This window comes from Streptomyces sp. NBC_01546, assembly GCF_045208355.1.
GTDB lineage: Bacteria > Actinomycetota > Actinomycetes > Streptomycetales > Streptomycetaceae > Streptomyces.
Map to the genome: position 1 here is coordinate 4157818 of NZ_CP109379.1, position 18550 is coordinate 4176367.

Annotated in this window: 15 protein-coding genes; 10 read left to right on the forward strand and 5 right to left on the reverse strand. The window is 69.8% G+C overall.

The window, feature by feature from the left end:
- The first annotated feature begins 99 nt into the window (after nucleotides 1-99).
- The 3 genes from OHA89_RS19000 (at nucleotide 100) to OHA89_RS19010 (ending at nucleotide 3210) form a co-directional block, all read left to right on the forward strand.
- On the forward strand, nucleotides 100-702 hold the full coding sequence (locus OHA89_RS19000; protein WP_215139795.1) for a PadR family transcriptional regulator: 603 nt from the start codon (nucleotides 100-102) through the stop codon (nucleotides 700-702).
- A gap of 49 nt (nucleotides 703-751) precedes the next feature.
- Entirely contained in the window at nucleotides 752-1834 is a 1083-nt protein-coding gene (locus OHA89_RS19005) for an inositol-3-phosphate synthase (RefSeq protein ID WP_215139796.1), read from the forward strand.
- Nucleotides 1835-1941: 107 nt separating this feature from the next.
- The gene (locus OHA89_RS19010; RefSeq protein WP_406366695.1) at nucleotides 1942-3210 is read left to right on the forward strand and encodes an MFS transporter; all 1269 of its coding nucleotides are present in this window, start codon (nucleotides 1942-1944) and stop codon (nucleotides 3208-3210) included.
- A gap of 67 nt (nucleotides 3211-3277) precedes the next feature.
- Here OHA89_RS19010 and OHA89_RS19015 read toward each other — a convergent pair whose 3' ends face one another.
- Nucleotides 3278-4744: a CCA tRNA nucleotidyltransferase gene (locus tag OHA89_RS19015; RefSeq protein ID WP_257555361.1), complete on the reverse strand. Its 1467-nt coding sequence runs from the start codon at nucleotides 4742-4744 to the stop codon at nucleotides 3278-3280.
- Nucleotides 4745-4930: 186 nt separating this feature from the next.
- Here OHA89_RS19015 and OHA89_RS19020 point away from each other — a divergent pair, with 186 nt between their 5' ends.
- The 7 genes from OHA89_RS19020 (at nucleotide 4931) to trxA (ending at nucleotide 14452) form a co-directional block, all read left to right on the forward strand.
- Entirely contained in the window at nucleotides 4931-7201 is a 2271-nt protein-coding gene (locus OHA89_RS19020; protein ID WP_257555363.1) for a DUF6049 family protein, read from the forward strand.
- A 46-nt stretch (nucleotides 7202-7247) separates the two neighbouring features.
- Nucleotides 7248-9422 (forward strand): murein biosynthesis integral membrane protein MurJ, encoded by a 2175-nt coding sequence (murJ, locus tag OHA89_RS19025; protein ID WP_266608907.1) that lies wholly within the window; start codon nucleotides 7248-7250, stop codon nucleotides 9420-9422.
- 117 nt (nucleotides 9423-9539) lie between these two features.
- Entirely contained in the window at nucleotides 9540-11270 is a 1731-nt protein-coding gene (locus tag OHA89_RS19030; protein ID WP_266608909.1) for a protein kinase family protein, read from the forward strand.
- A gap of 90 nt (nucleotides 11271-11360) precedes the next feature.
- On the forward strand, nucleotides 11361-12056 hold the full coding sequence (gene sigM / locus OHA89_RS19035; RefSeq protein WP_215139802.1) for an RNA polymerase sigma factor SigM: 696 nt from the start codon (nucleotides 11361-11363) through the stop codon (nucleotides 12054-12056).
- A complete protein-coding gene (locus OHA89_RS19040) occupies nucleotides 12053-12982 on the forward strand; it encodes a hypothetical protein (RefSeq protein WP_266608912.1) in 930 nt (309 codons plus the stop codon). Before sigM ends, OHA89_RS19040 begins: the two co-directional genes overlap by 4 nt.
- A gap of 126 nt (nucleotides 12983-13108) precedes the next feature.
- Nucleotides 13109-14068, forward strand: a complete 960-nt coding sequence (gene trxB / locus OHA89_RS19045) for a thioredoxin-disulfide reductase (protein ID WP_215139804.1) — start codon at nucleotides 13109-13111, stop codon at nucleotides 14066-14068.
- 48 nt (nucleotides 14069-14116) lie between these two features.
- Nucleotides 14117-14452, forward strand: a complete 336-nt coding sequence (gene trxA, locus OHA89_RS19050; protein ID WP_215139805.1) for a thioredoxin — start codon at nucleotides 14117-14119, stop codon at nucleotides 14450-14452.
- Between the two features lie 67 nt (nucleotides 14453-14519).
- Here the strand turns inward: trxA and OHA89_RS19055 are convergent, their stop codons facing one another.
- The 4 genes from OHA89_RS19055 to rsmG form a co-directional block, all read right to left on the reverse strand.
- Nucleotides 14520-15137 (reverse strand): GNAT family N-acetyltransferase, encoded by a 618-nt coding sequence (locus OHA89_RS19055; protein ID WP_215139806.1) that lies wholly within the window; start codon nucleotides 15135-15137, stop codon nucleotides 14520-14522.
- A 158-nt stretch (nucleotides 15138-15295) separates the two neighbouring features.
- Nucleotides 15296-16387, reverse strand: a complete 1092-nt coding sequence (locus OHA89_RS19060; RefSeq protein WP_215139807.1) for a ParB/RepB/Spo0J family partition protein — start codon at nucleotides 16385-16387, stop codon at nucleotides 15296-15298.
- A complete protein-coding gene (locus OHA89_RS19065; RefSeq protein WP_322975539.1) occupies nucleotides 16384-17475 on the reverse strand; it encodes a ParA family protein in 1092 nt (363 codons plus the stop codon). Before OHA89_RS19065 ends, OHA89_RS19060 begins: the two co-directional genes overlap by 4 nt.
- Before the next feature lie 264 nt (nucleotides 17476-17739).
- Nucleotides 17740-18456 (reverse strand): 16S rRNA (guanine(527)-N(7))-methyltransferase RsmG, encoded by a 717-nt coding sequence (gene rsmG / locus OHA89_RS19070; RefSeq protein ID WP_257555368.1) that lies wholly within the window; start codon nucleotides 18454-18456, stop codon nucleotides 17740-17742.
- Nucleotides 18457-18550 lie beyond the last annotated feature (94 nt).

The following is an 18550-nucleotide window of genomic DNA, read 5'->3' on the forward strand; positions in this document are numbered from 1 at the left end:
GCACCGTTCTATCGTCTGGATGTATCGAGTCGATACATCAGCTCGGCATAAAGACTCTGAGCCAGAGCTCGGAGTCAGAGTCGGAGGAGAGGCAGGCGGATGAGCAGGCGCTCAGGCATCCTCGAATTCGCCGTCCTCGGCCTGCTTCGCGAATCCCCCATGCACGGGTACGAGCTGCGCAAGCGGCTCAACACCTCGCTCGGGGTGTTCAGGGCCTTCAGCTACGGGACGCTCTATCCCTGCCTCAAGACGCTCGTCGCCAACGGCTGGTTGATCGAAGAGCCGGGCAACGCCCCGGAAGACGCGCTCGCCGCTTCACTCGCAGGGCGGCGCGCCAAGATCGTCTACCGGTTGACGGCCGCGGGCAAGGAGCACTTCGAGGAGCTCCTCTCCCACACGGGACCCGACACCTGGGAGGACGAGTCCTTCGCCGCCCGCTTCGCCTTCTTCGGCCAGACCGAACGAGACGTACGCATGCGGGTACTGGAGGGCCGCCGCAGCCGGCTGGAGGAGCGTCTGGAGAAGATGCGCGCCTCACTGGTCCGCACGCGGGAACGCCTCGACGACTACACGCTTGAGCTGCAGCGGCACGGCATGGAGTCCGTGGAGCGCGAAGTGCGCTGGCTGAACGAGCTCATCGAGAGTGAGCGGGCGGGACGGGATCGGAGACGACCCGGTCCGTCCGACGAAACAGAAAAATGAGGCCTGCATCTCGCAGACCTCGTCCGAGAACAAACAGGGAGCAACCGGAATGGGTTCGGTTCGCGTAGCCATCGTCGGCGTAGGCAACTGCGCCGCCTCGCTGGTGCAGGGCGTCGAGTACTACAAGGACGCCGACCCGGCGGCCAAGGTCCCCGGTCTGATGCACGTCCAGTTCGGCGACTACCACGTGCGTGACATCGAGTTCGTCGCCGCGTTCGACGTCGACGCGAAGAAGGTCGGCCTCGACCTTTCGGACGCCATCGGCGCCAGCGAGAACAACACCATCAAGATCTGCGACGTCCCGAACGCCGGTGTGACCGTCCAGCGCGGCCACACCCTGGACGGCCTGGGCAAGTACTACCGCATGACCATCGAGGAGTCCGCCGAGGCTCCGGTCGACGTGGTGCAGATCCTCAAGGACCGCCAGGTCGACGTCCTGATCTGCTACCTGCCCGTCGGCTCCGAGGCCGCGGCGAAGTTCTACGCCCAGTGCGCCATCGACGCCAAGGTCGCCTTCGTCAACGCCCTCCCGGTCTTCATCGCCGGTACCAAGGAGTGGGCCGACAAGTTCACCGAGGCCGGTGTCCCGATCGTCGGCGACGACATCAAGTCGCAGGTCGGCGCCACCATCACGCACCGCGTGATGGCCAAGCTGTTCGAGGACCGCGGTGTCCGGCTTGAGCGCACCATGCAGCTCAACGTCGGCGGCAACATGGACTTCAAGAACATGCTCGAGCGCGACCGCCTCGAGTCGAAGAAGATCTCCAAGACGCAGGCCGTCACCTCGCAGATCCCCGACCGTGAGCTCGGCGAGAAGAACGTCCACATCGGCCCGTCCGACTACGTCGCGTGGCTCGACGACCGCAAGTGGGCCTACGTCCGCCTCGAGGGTCGCGCGTTCGGCGACGTCCCGCTGAACCTCGAGTACAAGCTCGAGGTGTGGGACTCCCCGAACTCCGCCGGTGTCATCATCGACGCCCTGCGCGCCGCGAAGATCGCCAAGGACCGCGGTATCGGCGGCCCGATCCTGTCGGCGTCCAGCTACTTCATGAAGTCCCCGCCGGTGCAGTACTTCGACGACGAGGCCTACGCGAACGTCGAGAAGTTCATCAAGGGCGAGGTCGAGCGCTAGTCGAGCCCCAAGGGGTCCGCAAGGACACCTGGACTTCGACTGTTCTTCCGCGGAGGGTCCCCGGGCAATATGCCCGGGGACCCTCCGCGTATGTGACCCTTGCCCTCATGCCTGTCGTACGTGATCTGCGCGTACTCCTGCGCCTGAGGGATTTCCGCAACCTGCTCGCCGTACGGCTGCTCTCGCAGGCGGCGGACGGCGTCTATCAGGTCGCGCTCGCCACCTACGTCGTCTTCTCCCCCGAGAAGCAGACCTCACCGGCGGCCATCGCCTCGGCCATGGCGGTACTTCTGCTGCCGTATTCGGCGATCGGCCCGTTCGCCGGGGTGCTGCTCGACCGCTGGCGCCGCCGCCAGGTCTTCCTCTACGGCAACCTGTTGCGGGCCTTCCTCGCCTGCATCACCGGAATGCTGATCGTCGCCCAGGTCCCCGACTGGCTGTTCTACGCGTCGGCGCTGTCCGTGACCGCCGTCAACCGCTTCGTCCTGGCCGGGCTCGCCGCGTCCCTGCCACGAGTCGTCGGCCCCGACCAGCTGGTCACCGCGAACGCCCTTTCCCCGACCGCCGGCACCCTCGCGGCGACCGCCGGCGGGGGACTGGCCTTCCTCGTCCGGCTGCTGGCCGCCGACGCCGACGCCCTCGTCATCCTCCTCGGCGCCGGGCTCTACCTGCTCGCGGCCCTCGTCTCCCTGCGCCTGGCCATCGGCCTCCTCGGGCCCGACCACCCCCCGGGCGTGCTCCACCCGTCGGTCGCCGAGGGCGTCGCACTCACCGTCCGGGGCATGGCCGCGGGACTGCGCCATCTCGCCTCACGCCGGGAGGCCGCCCAGGCACTCACCGCGATGACCATGATGCGGTTCTGCTACGGAGCCCTGTTCGTCATGCTGCTGATGCTCTGCCGCTACTCGTGGTCGGACAACGAGGCCGAGGGGCTCGCCCTGCTGGGGATCGCGGTCGGCGTCTCCGGGGCCGGGTTCTTCACGGCCGCCGTCGTCACTCCCTGGCTGGTGGGCCGGCTGGGCCCCCTCGGCTGGATCACCGCCTGCTCCGCGGGCGCCGCGGTCCTGGTCCCGGCGCTCGGCCTGTTCTTCGCCCCCGCACCGATGCTGATCGCCGCGTTCGTCCTCGGCCTCGCCACCCAGGGCGCCAAGATCTCCACCGACACGGTCGTGCAGTCCCGGGTGGACGACGACTACCGCGGCCGCGTCTTCTCCGTCTACGACGTGCTCTTCAACGTCGCCTTCGTCGGCGCCGCGGCGGTGGCCTCCCTCATGCTCCCCGCCAACGGACAGTCCGTGGCACTGATCCTCTGTGTGTCCGCCCTCTACGCCGCCACCGCGGTGCTGCTGGGCCGCCAGGAGCGACGTTTCACGTGAAACATTGCCGCCCCCACGCCGCAGGGGTCGATGTTTCACGTGAAACATCGACCCCTGCGGTCCTGCGTCACGCCTGCGCGGCCCACCACTCCTTGAGGGCGGCGACGGCCGCATCGTGCCCCATCGGGCCGTTCTCCAGCCGCAGCTCCAGCAGGAACGCGTACGCCTTCCCGATCACCGGGCCGGGGCCGACGTCGAGCACCCGCATGATCTCGTTGCCGTCCAGGTCGGGCCGGATCGCGTCCAGCTCCTCCTGCTCCTGCAGCTGCTCGATGCGCTCCTCCAGCCCGTCATAGGTCCGGGAGAGCGCGTTGGCCTTGCGCTTGTTGCGGGTGGTGCAGTCGGACCGGGTCAGCTTGTGCAGGCGCTCCAGCAGCGGGCCGGCATCGCGGACGTAGCGCCGCACCGCGGAGTCCGTCCACTCGCCGTCGCCGTAGCCGTGGAAGCGCAGGTGCAGCTCCACCAGCCGGGACACGTCCTTGACGATGTCGTTGGAGTACTTCAGAGCCGTCAGACGCTTCTTGGTCATCTTTGCGCCCACCACCTCGTGGTGGTGGAAGGAGACCCTGCCGTCGCTCTCGAAGCGCCGGGTACGGGGCTTGCCGATGTCGTGCAGCAGGGCCGCGAGCCGCAGCACCAGGTCCGGGCCGTCCTCCTCCAGCGCGATCGCCTGCTCCAGCACGATCAGCGAGTGGTCGTAGACATCCTTGTGACGGTGGTGTTCGTCACTCTCCAGCCGCAGCGCGGGCAGCTCGGGCAGGACCCGGTCGGCCAGCCCGGTGTCCACGAGCAGGCCCAGACCCTTGCGCGGGTTCGCGGAGAGGACCAGCTTGTTCAGCTCGCCCTGCACCCGCTCCGCCGAGACGATCTCGATCCGGTCGGACATGGCCTTCATGGCCGCGACGACCTCGGGAGCGACCTCGAAGTCCAGCTGCGCGGCGAACCGCGCCGCCCGCAGCATGCGCAGCGGATCGTCGGAGAACGAGTCCTCCGGGGTGCCGGGGGTGCGCAGCACACCGGCGGCCAGATCCTCCAGACCGCCGTGCGGGTCGATGAACTCCTGCTCCGGCAGAGCCAGCGCCATGGCGTTGACGGTGAAGTCGCGCCGGACCAGGTCCTCCTCGATCGAGTCGCCGTAGGAGACCTCGGGCTTGCGCGACGTACGGTCGTAGGCCTCCGAGCGGTACGTCGTCACCTCGATCTGGAAGTTCCAATCAGCGTCTCCGACGCGGGCAGCCTTCTGCGCCCCGACCGTGCCGAAGGCGATACCGACGTCCCACACCGAGTCGGCCCACGGCCGGACGATCTTCAGAACGTCCTCGGGGCGGGCGTCGGTGGTGAAGTCGAGATCGTTGCCGAGACGCCCGAGCAGCGCGTCGCGGACGGAACCGCCGACCAGGGCGAGGCGGAAGCCCGCCTTCTGGAAACGGCGGCCGAGCTCGTCGGCGACAGGGGCTACCCGCAGCAGTTCACTCACCGCGCGGCGCTGCACCTGACTCAGGGCACTGGGGTTGTCTTCGTTGGCGTTCGGCACAACAGAAAAGGGTACGTGCCCCGCCCGGCGCGGGCTTCCCCGTTTTACGGCGACCCCGGTACACCGCTGCGCCGGGGCTGAGCCGATCATGTGGAGCAAGGAGCGGCACTCGCGCACAGCGGGTCTCGTTACCATGCCTGGACGCACATACGACGAACACCGACACTTCGAGGGACGGGCTAGCGCGTGGCCGAGGCGGCAGACATCCTGGGGACGCCCCCCACTCCTGTCCGGCGCCGATGGCTGCGGCGCGCGGTGGTCCTGCTCGCCGGGACCCCCGTCCTCGCCGCTCTGGTCTACTCACCGGCCCCCAAGGCCCAGGCCGCCCAGGCGGCCAGCGTCGACGTCCAGCTGGACTCGATGACCCCCGCCGCCCCGGTCAAGGGCGACACCCTGACCATCTCCGGCACCGTGGTCAACAACGGCTCCGAGACGATCAACGACGCACACGTGGGTCTGCGGGTCGGCCCCCTCCTCGCGGACCGGTCCTCGATCGACGAGGCGGCGGACCGCACCGGCTTCCGCGCCGGCACGGACCCCGGGGAGATCGACCCGGCCCACGCCGTGAAGATCGCCTCGCTGCCCTCGAAGGTCAACCAGTCCTTCACTCTCACGGTCCCGGTGAACAAGCTGGAGCTGGACAAGGACGGCGTCTACCAGCTCGGCGTCTCCCTGTCCGGGGTGACCGAGAGCCGCCCGTCCGAGCAGGTCCTCGGTATCAAGCGCACCTTCCTGCCCTGGCAGCCGGAGGCCGCGTCCAAGCGGGGCCAGCTCACCTACGTGTGGCCGCTGATCTCCACCACCCACGTGACCGCGGAAACCGGCTCGGACGAAACCCAGACCCCCGTCTTCCTCGACGACTCCCTCGCCGAAGAGCTCAGGTCCGGCGGCCGGCTGGAGCGGATGGTCGCGCTCGGCAAGGACCTGCCCATCACCTGGGTCATCGATCCCGACCTGCTGTACACGGTTGACGCGATGACCAAGGGCTACCGGGTCCGCGTCCCGGGCGGAAAGCCCGTCCAGGGCAAGAACAAGGCCGTCGCCGAACAGTGGCTGAGCTCCCTGGAAGCCGCCGTCCAGGGCAAGAAGGTCGTGGCCCTGCCCTTCGCGGACCCCGACCTCGCCTCCCTCGCCCACCGGGGCAAGGACGTCTCGGGCACCCTGGGCCAGCTGCGGCCCGCCACCGACAAGGCGAAGCAGGCCGTCGAGACGGTCCTGCACGTCCCCGCGTCCACCGACTTCTCCTGGCCCGTGGACGGCGCCATCGACCCCTCGATCGTCAACGTCGCCACCTCGGCCGGTGCCCACAACATCCTCACCCGCAGCGACAGCCTCTCGGAGAGCGGAGCCCTCGGGTACACCCCCTCGGCCGCCCGCCCCATCGGCGCGGGCGCCACCGCCGTCGTCGCCGACGCGGAACTCTCCACGGCCTTCGACGGCGACATGCTCAGCTCCGGGAACTCCACCCTCGCCCTGCAGCGGTTCCTCGCCGACACCCTCGCCCTGAACCTGCAGAAGACCGACGAGCAGCGCAGCTTCGTCGTCGCCCCGCAGCGGATGCCCAGCGTCAGCCAGGTGGAGACGATGGCCCAGGCCATCCGCGCCCTCCAGGCCGGCCGCTGGACCCAGCCCAGCGACCTCGAGGCCGCGGCCGCGGCCAAACCCGACCCCGCGGCCGCCACCCAGGTGCCGGGCGCCGGGCAGTACCCCGAGGACCTGCGCAAGCAGGAGCTTCCGGTGCCCGCGTTCGAGAAGATCCGGACCACCCAGAACACCCTCGACCACTTCAAGGTGATCCTCGCCGCACCCGACCGCGTCGAGATCCCCTTCGGCAACACCACGAACCGGGAGATGTCCACCTCCTGGCGCGGCCACCCCGTGGAGGCCGCCCTCTACCGGGACCAGGTCCAGGACTACCTGATCGGCCTCACCGAGAAGGTCAAGGTCGTCCCCAAGTCCGACGCCACCCTGTCCGGACACAGCGCCACCATCCCGGTCAGCGTCCAGAACAGCCTGGTCCAGGACGTCCACGACCTCGTCCTGCGGGTGAAGTCCGCCAACCCGACCCGCCTGATGTTCGGCGACAAGGGCGAGGCCGAACAGCAACAGCAGGTCACCGTCCAGGGCGACCACACCCAGACCGTCAAGTTCACCGCCAACGCCACAGCGAGCGGCCCCGTCGAGGTCACCGCGCAGCTCTTCACCAAGGACGGCGTCCCCTACGGCAAGGAACGAAAGTTCACCGTCGACGCCACCGAGATCACCCCCACTGTCATGCTCGTCATCGCCGGCGGTGTGCTCCTCCTCGTCCTGGCGGGCATCAAGATGTACGCCAGCCGCAAGCGCGTCGCGGCACGCGCGGCCGCCGAGGAGAGCACGCAGCCGAGTGACGAGTCCCCGGACACCGGACCGCAAAGCACCGACGGGTCCGGCACGGGTGAGACAGTGGACCGTTGAGCGATGCCGTGGCCGATCGGCCTGGGGACGATGAGGTGGGGTTTCGATGAACGCGCCGTACGACGGTGACCGCGCGCAGGGCACTGGTGGGCCCGCGCCCTCCCAGGGCACTGCCCCGGGCACCCCGGTGCCCGGGCAGGTTCCCGCGCCTGCGCCCGCGCCGGACCGCGACCCATATGTCCAGGACGCCTACGACTACGACCCGTACCGGGCGCAGGACCTGTCCGCACAGGACCCCGTGGCCGAGGTCCTCTACGACCGGGCCGCACACCCCCCGCCGCCGCCCGGCACCTACCAGGAGCCCGGCCCGCTCTACGCGGCGCCCACCGCGCCCTCCTACGCCCCCGATCCGCACGTCTGGGCCCAGACCCCGCCGCCCGAGCCGGACGGGCCCTCCCGCCACCTGCCCTACGGCGACCACGCCACCACCACCCAGTTCGTCGGCGTGGACTCCCTCGTCACCCAGGCGTCCGACGAACAGGCCGAACCCGACGCCTTCGCCCACCTGTACCGCGACCAGGAGGCGGCCCCCCGCACCCCCGCCGAGGACGCCCCCGTCGCCGCCCCGGCCCCGGCCAAGCCCGCCGGACGCGCGTCCAGCCTGCTGAAGTCCAGCGCGCTCATGGCCGCCGGCACGATCGTCTCCCGCATCACCGGCTTCCTGCGGACCCTGGTCATCGCCGGTGCCATCGGCGTCGGCACCTTCAACGACACGTACCAGATCGCCAACACCCTGCCCACGATGATCTACGTGCTGGTCGGCGGCGGCGCCCTCAACGCCGTCTTCATCCCGCAGCTGGTCCGGGCCATGAAGAACGACAGCGACGGCGGCCAGGCGTACGCCAACCGGCTGCTGACCCTCGTCGTCGTCCTGCTGGCCGCGATCACCACCATCTGCGTCCTCGCCGCACCGGTGTTCATCACGATGATGTCGCCGAAGATCGCTTCCGACCCCCAGCAGATGGACGTCGCGGTCGCCTTCGCCCGCTACTGCCTGCCCACCATGTTCTTCATGGGCGTCCACGTGGTCCTCGGTCAGATCCTCAACGCCCGCGGCCGCTTCGGCGCGATGATGTGGACCCCGGTCCTCAACAACATCGTCGTCATCGCCACCTTCGGCGCCTTCATCTGGGTCTTCGGCGGCTTCACCACCTCCGGCGTCAACGCCACCACCGTCACCGCCGACGGTGTCCGCCTCCTGGGCCTCGGCACCCTGTTGGGCCTCACCGTCCAGGCCCTCGCCATGCTGCCCTACCTGCGCGATGCCGGCTTCAAGCCGCGCCTGCGCTTCGACTGGAAGGGCCACGGCCTCGGCAAGGCCGCCCGCCTGGCCAAGTGGACGTTCTTCTTCGTCCTCGCCAACCAGATCGGGCTCGTCGTCGTCACCCAGCTCGCCACCTGGGCCGGTTCCGTCGCCGAGAAGCAGGGCCACCCCGGCACCGGCATCACCGCCTACAACTACGCGCTGCTGCTGTGGCAGATGCCGCAGGCCATCATCACCGTCTCCGTCATGACGGCCGTCCTGCCGCGCATCTCCCGATCCGCCCACGACGGGGACGCCGCCGCCGTCCGCGACGACATCTCCTACGGGCTGCGCACCTCCGCCGTCGCGATCGTGCCCTGCGCCTTCGCGTTCCTCGCCCTCGGCGTCCCGATGGCCACCCTGCTCTACGCCGGCTCCGGCGCCGGCGCCCAGAACATCGGCTACGTCCTGATGGCCTTCGGCCTCGGACTGATCCCGTACTCGGTCCAGTACGTGGTCCTGCGCGGCTTCTACGCCTACGAGGACACCCGGACGCCCTTCTACAACACCGTCATCGTCGCCGCCGTCAACGCGGCAGGCTCCGCGGCCTCCTTCTTCGTCCTGCCCGCCCGGTGGGCCGTCGTCGGCATGGCCGCCGCCTACGGCCTCGGCTACGCAGTAGGCGTGGGCGTCGCCTGGCGCCGCCTCAAGACCCGCCTCGGCGGCGACCTCGACGGCGCCCACGTGATGCGCACCTACGCCCGCCTCACGGGCGCCTGCGTCCCCGCGGCCGCCGTGGCCGGCGCCGCCGCCTACGGGGTCACTCACTGGCTGGGCAGCGGAGTGGCCGGTTCCGCCGCCTCCCTCGTGGCCGGCGGCATCGCCCTGGCGGCCGTCTTCCTCATCGCCGCCAAGCGGATGCGGATCGAAGAACTCAACTCGATGGTCGGAATGGTCCGCGGACGACTGGGGCGCTGATCCGCACAACCGTCGCCCCCCTTCGTGTGTCGTGCATAGCGTCGGACTGTGGGCACAATTGGCTTGGCTTCGCAGATTGGCCGACAGCGCGCAACGAATGGGGAGGCGGGAACGACGGTGGCGGAACGTAGCACGGCTGCCGTCGACGTGGCCGACAACAGTGGCGACAAGCCGCTGGCCGCGAAAGCGGACAAGGCCACGGCCGACGGGGTGGACACCCAGAACGGACGAGCCGCGGACGGACCCATGACCGAAAAGGACGGCGAACGCACGCCCGCGGCCCCCGCGGCCGCACCAGAACTCCACAGCGGCCACAAACTCGCCAGACGCTACCGGCTCGAAGAGTGCGTCACCCGTGTGGACGGATTCAGCAGCTGGCGTGCGATGGACGAGAAGCTGCGCCGGGCCGTCGGGGTCCACCTGCTGCCCGCCGACCACCCGCGGGCCCGTTCCGTCCTGGCCGCCGCACGTTCCTCCGCCCTGCTCGGCGACCCCCGGTTCGTCCAGGTACTCGACGCCGTGGAAGAGAACGACCTCGTCTACGTCGTCCACGAATGGCTGCCCGACGCCACCGAACTCACCGCGCTCCTCGCCGCGGGCCCCCTGGAGCCCCACGAGGCGTACCAGCTCGTCAGCCAGATCTCCCAGGCCATGACCGCGGCCCACCGCGAAGGCCTCGCCCACCTGCGCCTGACACCCAGCGCGATACTGCGCACCTCCACCGGCCAGTACCGCATCCGCGGCCTCGCAGTGAACGCCGCCCTGCGCGGGATCACCAGCGAGACACCGCAGCGCGCCGACACCGAGGCCATCGGCGCACTCCTGTACGCCGCACTCACCCAGCGCTGGCCGTACGAGAACGACGCCTACGGCCTCACCGGCCTGCCCAAGGGCGTCGGCCTGATCGCCCCCGACCAGGTACGCGCCGGGGTCCACCGGGGCCTGGGCGAGCTCGCCATGCGCGCCCTCGCCAACGACGGGGCCACCGCCTCCCGCCAGGAACCCGCCTGCACCACCCCCGAGGAGCTGGCCAAGGCCGTCGCCGCGATGCCCCGCATCAAGCCGCCGGAGCCCGCCTTCACCGCCCCGCCCGAGTACCAGCACACCACCTACCAGCAGGGCAGCTACGGCCGCCCCACGCCGGGTACGCCCCCCACCCAGTCCGTCACGGCCGTCCCCCCGCCGCCCCCGCCGCCCCCGCTGAACAGCCGCACCGGCCGGGCCCTGAAGTGGGGCGTCGCCGCCCTGCTCATCGCCGCCCTCGGCCTCGGCAGTTGGCAGCTGGCCGACACCCTCCTGCGCGGCAACAACGGGGGCTCCGGCAACAGCGGCTCCAACCAGCAGACCGAGCCCACCGACGCCCCCAAGGAGATCAAGCCGGGCAAGCCGCTGCCCATCGGCAACGCCACCGTCTTCGGCAAGGAGCCGATCAAGGCGGAGGACGCGGACAAGGCGGTCGACCGCAACGCCGACACCGCCTGGGTCACCAAGGTGTTCTACGGCTACGCCAACTTCGGCAACCTGGACAGCTACGACGACGGCAGCGGCATCGTTGTCGACCTCGGCAGCGTCCAGGACGTGGCCGGCCTCGACGTCGACCTGTATGCGGCTGGACACAAGGTCGAGGTGCGGGCCGCCTCCCCGGAGGCTTCCTCAGCCCGCTCCCTCTCGGACTTCCCCCACGAGGTCGTCAAGCCGAGCACGACAGGGAAGGACCTGAAGACCACCCTGGAGACCCCGGTGAAGACCCGCTTCCTGCTGGTCCACATCACGGCCCTGCCCTCTGACGGAAGCGGCGCCTACCGCGGCGGCATCAAAGAGATCAAGGTGCTCGGCACGGCCGAATAGGACCGGCCGCGAGGACAGCCACCGGGCCCGGGCAGGCCCTCGTATTCGTCCCGCCCGACCCGTACGCTCCCTTCCGGGAGGGGAGGTGTGATGCACGACGCGGCGACCGGCGGGGACAGCGACCAGGAATTGCTGGCGCTGCACGTCGCCGGAGACCCCGACGCCTTCGGTGAGCTCGTCCGCAGGCACCGGGACCGGCTGTGGGCGGTGGCCCTGCGCACCCTCGGCGACCGCGAGGAGGCCGCCGACGCGGTACAGGACGCCCTCGTCTCCGCCTACCGGGCCGCCCACACCTTCCGCGGGGACTCCGCCGTCACCACCTGGCTGCACCGCATCACCGTCAACGCCTGCCTCGACCGGGCCCGCAAGGCCGCCTCCCGCAAGACCTCGCCCCTCGACGACACGGAGCGCCTGGAGCGCCTCCTGGAGCCCCACGAGTCCGCCGAGGCCCCCGCGGAGCGCCAGGACCTCCACCGCCAGCTCCTGGCCGCCCTCAGCACCCTCCCTGCCGAACAGCGGGCCGCGCTCGTCCTCGTCGACATGCAGGGATACCCCGTTGCCGAAGCCGCCGACATCCTCGACGTCCCCACCGGCACCGTGAAGAGCCGCTGCGCACGCGGCCGCGCGAAACTCCTCCCGATGCTCACTCATCTGCGCACGAATGCCGGGGATAACACCGCCACCGAGCGGGGAAGGAACCGGACGCCGGGCACAGCCGTCCCACCAGCGGCAGAACCCAGGCAGCCAGACCCAGACGCAGTGAAGGGCGGAGGTGGACGACCGTGACCCCCACGACCGGCACGACCGGCACGATCCGGCACCCGGACGTCTCGGAGATCTCCGACCTGACCGAAGGACTCCTCTCCCCGACCCGCAGCGCCGAAGTCAGACACCACCTCGGCGGCTGCACCCTGTGTGCCGACGTCCGCGCCTCCCTGGAGGAGATCCGCGCCGTCCTGGGCACCCTCCCGGGCCCGGCCCGGATGCCCGCCGACATCGCGGGCCGCATCGACGCGGCCCTCGCCGCCGAGGCCCTCCTCGACTCCACCACCCCCCAGGCTTCCGACGAGGACAGTCGGCCCGCATCCGCATCCGCTGCCCGTCCCCGCCCGACCGACCGCGATGTTTCACGTGAAACATCGCCCGCCGGCCACCCGAACGGCTCAAGCGGCCCTGGGCGACGCCGCGCCCGCCGCCGGATCGCCGTACTCACGGGCCTGGCCGGGGCCGCCGCCTGCGCGCTCGGAATCTTCCTGTTCAGCGACCTGTCCGGCCCGCCCTCCCAAGACGCAACCGCTCGCCGGGAAACGACGAGCTCCGCCGCCCAGCCCCCCACCGACGGCGCCTACACCTCCCAGGGCCTGCGCAGCAGCGTCAAGCAGCTCCTCGACTCCGGGCAGGGCGCCAAGGCGGCCACCCAGGGGGAACAGAACAACACCTACGGGATGGAGAACACCCCGGCCCCCGGGATCGCCCCCAACGACCGCCAGGCGGCCTCCGTCCCCGCCTGCGTCCAGGAGGCCACCGGCCGCCCGGAGACCCCGATCGCCTCCGAGCGCGGCAGCTACCAGGGCACTCCGGTCCTCCTGCTCGTCCTGCCGCACCCGGGCGACTCCTCCCGTGTGGACGCCTACCTCGTCGACACCGGCTGCGAGAACACCACCCCGGCCACCCCCGGAAAGGTCCTGCTGACGAACACCTATCCCCGGTAACCGACACGTAAGGACTGCAGGGGACAGCAGGGGAATGCATGCGCCGTAGGATCCGTTGGGTGGGGTGAGAGTCCGAACCGGCCCCCGGTAGGCAGCACGCAGTCCGCAGAGACGAGGAAGAAACCCGTGAGCGACGTTCGAAACGTGATCATCATCGGCTCCGGGCCGGCCGGTTACACGGCCGCCCTGTACACCGCACGCGCTTCGCTCAAGCCGCTGGTATTCGAAGGCGCCGTCACCGCCGGTGGCGCGCTGATGAACACCACCGAGGTGGAGAACTTCCCGGGGTTCCAGGACGGCATCATGGGACCCGACCTCATGGACAACATGCGCGGCCAGGCCGAGCGGTTCGGCGCCGAGCTGGTCCCGGACGACATCGTGTCCGTGGACCTCACCGGTGAGATCAAGACCGTCACCGACACCGCCGGCACCGTGCACCGCGCCAAGGCCGTCATCGTCACCACCGGCTCCCAGCACCGCAAGCTCGGCCTGCCCAACGAGGACGCCCTCTCCGGCCGCGGCGTCTCCTGGTGCGCCACCTGCGACGGGTTCTTCTTCAAGGACCACGACATCGCCGTCGTCGGCGGCGGCGACACCGCGATCGAGGAAGCGACCTTCCTCTCCCGGTTCGCCAAGTCCGTCACGATCGTCCACCGTCGCGACAGCCTGCGCGCCTCGAAGGCCATGCAGGACCGCGCCTTCGCCGACCCGAAGATCAAGTTCGCCTGGGACAGCGAGGTCGCCGAGATCCACGGTGAGCAGAAGCTCTCCGGCCTCACCCTGCGCAACACCAAGACCGGCGAGACCTCCGCGCTGCCCGTGACCGGCCTCTTCATCGCCGTCGGCCACGACCCCCGCACCGAGCTGTTCAAGGACCAGCTGGAGCTCGACGACGAGGGCTACCTCAAGGTCGACGCCCCCTCCACCCGGACCAACGTGACCGGCGTCTTCGGCGCCGGCGACGTCGTGGACCACACCTACCGTCAGGCCATCACCGCCGCGGGCACCGGTTGCTCCGCCGCCCTCGACGCCGAGCGCTTCCTCGCCGCCCTCGCGGACGCCGAGAAGGCCCACGCGACCGTCTGACCCGCTTCATCCCCACACCCCACCCCGCAGGAAAGAAGGAGGCCCGCCGTGGCTCTCAAGACCGTGACCGACACCGATTTCGACGCCGAGGTACTGGCCAGCGACAAGCCGGTGCTGGTGGACTTCTGGGCCGAGTGGTGCGGCCCGTGCCGCCAGATCGCGCCGTCGCTCGAGGCCATCGCGGCCGAGTACGGCGACCAGATCGAGATCGTCAAGCTCAACATCGACCAGAACCCGGCCACGGCTGCCAAGTACGGCGTCATGTCCATCCCGACCCTGAACGTGTACCAGGGCGGCGAGGTCGTCAAGACCATCGTGGGTGCCAAGCCGAAGGCCGCCATCCTGCGCGACCTCGAGAACTTCGTCCAGGTCAAGACCGTCTGACGAGGCACATGTTTCACGTGAAACGGGGCCGCCCCTTTGAGGGGCGGCCCCGTTTCACGTATTCGGCTCACAACGGGCGCAGCACCGGCTCCTTGCGCGCCGCACCCAGCAGCCGGTCCAGCGCCAGCTCCACGTCTTCCTTCCACGACAGCGTGGAGCGCAACTCCAGCCTCAGCCGCGGATGCGCGGGGTGGGGCCGTACCGTTTTGAAGCCCACCGCGAGCAGGTGGTCCGCCGGAAGCAGGCAGGCCGGCCCCTCCCACCGCGCGTCCCCGAACGCCTCGATGGCCCGGAACCCCCGCCGCAGCAGGTCCTTCGCCACCGTCTGGACCATCACCCGGCCGAGCCCCTGCCCCTGATATCCCGGCATGATCCATGCGGTGATCAGCTGCACGGCGTCCGGCGACACCGGACTGGTCGGAAACGCCGTGGCCCGCGGCACGTACGCCGGCGGCGCGTACAGCACGAACCCGACCGGAACCTCGTCCACGTAGACCACCCGGCCGCACGATCCCCACTCCAGGAGGACGGCGGAGATCCAGGCCTCCTTCTCCATCGCCGGCGTACCCGCCTTCACGGCGGCCTCACCACTGACCGGATCCAGCTCCCAGAACACGCAGGACCGGCAACGACGAGGCAGATCCTGGAGGTTGTCCAGCGTGAGCGGTACCAGCCGACGACCCATGAACGCATCGTATCCACTGGCCCCCACTCTTTCGACAGGCACAGCTCCGACAGGCGCAGCTTCGGGGCACAGCTTCGGGGCACAGCTTCGACAGGACGCCAGAGGGGCGGACCGCGTCGGTTCTCACCGGCACGATCCGCCCCTCGGCGGCCCAGGTGTCACTCCCCGGACAGACCCTGCTCCAACACCCGGCCCTCGCCCGGCGCCAGCGTGCCCAGAATCCGCTCCAGGTCCTCCATCGACGCGAACTCGACGGTGATCTTGCCCTTCTTCTGACCCAGATCGACCTTCACCCGCGTCTCGAACCGGTCCGACAGCCGCGTCGCCAGCTCATTGAGCGCCGGAGCCACCCGGGCACCCGCACGCGGACCCTTCGGCTTCACCGCGCTGGAGGGCTCCGACGCCATCAGCGTCACGATCTCCTCCACCGCACGCACCGACAGCCCCTCGGCCACGATCCGGTGCGCCAGACGGTCCTGCTCCTCGGAGTCCTCCACAGACAAGAGCGCCCGCGCATGACCCGCCGACAGCACCCCCGCAGCCACCCGGCGCTGCACCGAAGGCGACAGCTTCAGCAGCCGAAGCGTGTTCGACACCTGGGGACGCGAGCGGCCGATCCGGTCCGCCAGCTGGTCATGCGTGCAGTTGAAGTCCTGGAGCAGCTGGTCGTACGCCGCAGCCTCCTCCAGCGGATTCAGCTGAGCCCGGTGCAGGTTCTCCAGCAGCGCGTCCAGCAGCAGCTTCTCGTCATCCGTCGCCCGGATGATCGCCGGAATGCTCTCCAGACCGGCCTCCCGGCAGGCCCGCCAGCGCCGCTCGCCCATGATCAGCTCATAGCGGCCCGGAGTCGACTGCCTCACCACCACCGGCTGAAGCAGACCCACCTCCTGGATGGAGGTCACCAGCTCGGCCAGTGCGTCCTCGTCGAACACCTCACGCGGCTGCCGCGGGTTCGGCGTGATCGCGTCCATCGGAAGCTCCGCGAACGTCGCTCCGGCCACCACATTGGCCTCCGGCGCCTCCGGCACCGGCTCGCTCACCGGCGCGACCGCGAGCGATGTTTCACGTGAAACATCGGCCTGCACCAGCGAAGCCAGCTTCGCCGCCGCGATCCCGCGCTCCGAGGTCAACACCGGCACCGCCGACGGAGACGTCGACCCGCCACCGCCCGCCGGCGGCGTCTTCTCCTGCGGGGCCGCGGGAATCAGCGCACCGAGCCCCCGCCCCAGACCTCTACGTCGCTCGCTCACTGGATCCCCTCCGCCACACTCTGCGTGCTGTTGTTCACACCCGCGCCCAGATGGGCTTGCTGGGCGTCGTACTGCATTCCGACCCCACGGAACGCGATCTCCCGCGCCGCCTCCAGGTAGGAGAGCGAACCGCTGGAACCCGGGTCGTACGTGAGCACCGTCTGCCCATAGCTCGGCGCCTCGGAGATGCGCACCGACCGCGGAATGCTCGTCCGCAGCACCTCCTTGCCGAAGTGACTGCGCACCTCGTCCGCCACCTGCGAGGCCAGCCGGGTCCTGCCGTCGTACATCGTCAGCAGGATCGTCGACACGTGCAGCGTCGGATTCAGGTGGGCCCGCACCAGATCGACGTTGCGCAGCAGCTGCCCCAGCCCCTCCAGCGCGTAGTACTCACACTGGATCGGGATCAGCACCTCCGCCCCCGCCACCAGGGCGTTGACGGTCAGCAGCCCCAGCGAAGGCGGGCAGTCGATCAGGATGTAGTCGAGCGGCTGCTCGTACGCCTGGATCGCCCGCTGCAGCCTGCTCTCACGGGCCACCAGCGACACCAGCTCGATCTCCGCACCCGCCAGATCGATGGTGGCCGGGGCGCAGAAGAGCCCCTCCACATCCACCACGGGCTGGACGACCTCCAGCAGGGGCCTGCTGTCCACCAGCACGTCGTAGATCGACGGCACATCCGCGTGGTGGTCGATCCCCAGAGCGGTGGAGGCATTGCCCTGCGGGTCGAGGTCGACCACCAGGACCCGCGCCCCGTGCAGTGCCAGCGAGGCCGCCAGATTCACGGTCGTCGTGGTCTTGCCCACGCCGCCCTTCTGGTTGGCGACCACGATGACCCGGGTCTGCTCCGGCCGGGGCAGACCCTCGCCGGCGCGCCCCAGCGCCTCGACCGCCAGCTGGGCGGCTCGGCCGATGGGGGTGTCGTTGTCTACAAGGGGAGGGGGCGATGTTTCACGTGAAACATCGTCTCCCGCCGATTCAGAGCGGGGACCGGGGACCGGGTCGGCCATCGGCCCCGCGAGGTTGGCGTCGGACCGCACGGTGTCACTCTCCTCGACATCAGGCTCGCGATGAACAGAGCCTCCCATGTCACCGGGGTCGCGAACCAGCGGGGCCCGTACTCCTGTGGATGAATCCACCGATGTGGACAACTCCGTCCCCCTCGCATCCTTGCGATTGCGGGGGGACGCAGCCGCACGACCGCGGCTGATGATTCCGTGCAGCAGAGAGCGACGTTTCACGTGAAACACGATGCCCGGGGGAAGACTTCAGGCCGCTACGACACTCCGAAATCCATACCTATAGGGCCCAACACAGCCGAAATCTCCTGCGGAACCCCAAGAATCAGAGCCTCAGCGGCGCCGACGCGTGCGTCCCACTCGGGCCGCCTTCGCCCGCTTCGCAGCGAACCTCACCCCGCCGGGACTCTCTCCGACCTCCACGCGCACCACAGTCGACAGAGGGTCCACCACACCCTCACCCACGTGCAGCACTGAGGTCTTCACCACACCGAGCTTCGTCAGCGCGGTCTTGGCCGACACCAGCTCCTCCTCGGCGGTATCACCCTTGAGCGCCAGCATCTCCCCGTACGGACGCAGCAGGGGCACACCCCAGGCGGCCAGCCGGTCCAGCGGAGCCACCGCCCGAGCCGTCACCACGTGCACCGGCTGCAGCTTCCCGAGAACCTCCTCGGCCCGCCCGCGCACGACCGTGACGTGGTCCAAGCCCAGCAGCTCCACGGCCTCCTGGAGGAAGGTCGTCCGCCGCAGCAGCGGCTCGAGCAACGTGATCTTCAGATCACGCCGCACCAACGCCAGCGGGATGCCGGGCAGACCCGCACCCGAGCCCACGTCGCACACGGTGACGCCCTGGGGAACCACCTCCGACAGCACAGCGCAGTTCAGCAGATGCCGCTCCCACAGCCGCGGCACCTCACGCGGCCCGATCAGGCCCCGCTTCACTCCCGCATCGGCCAGCAGCTCCGCGTAGCGCACAGCTTCCGGGAAAAACTCACCGAACACCGCGCGCGCCTCTTCAGGCGCCGGGGGAAGCTCAGCTGCCTCCGTCACGGGGACCGTCCCTTCCGTACCGCATGGTTCTGAAGAACCACGTCTTCAAGATGGCGCGTCGTTCACATGCCAGGCTGACAAACTTCGGCCCCGT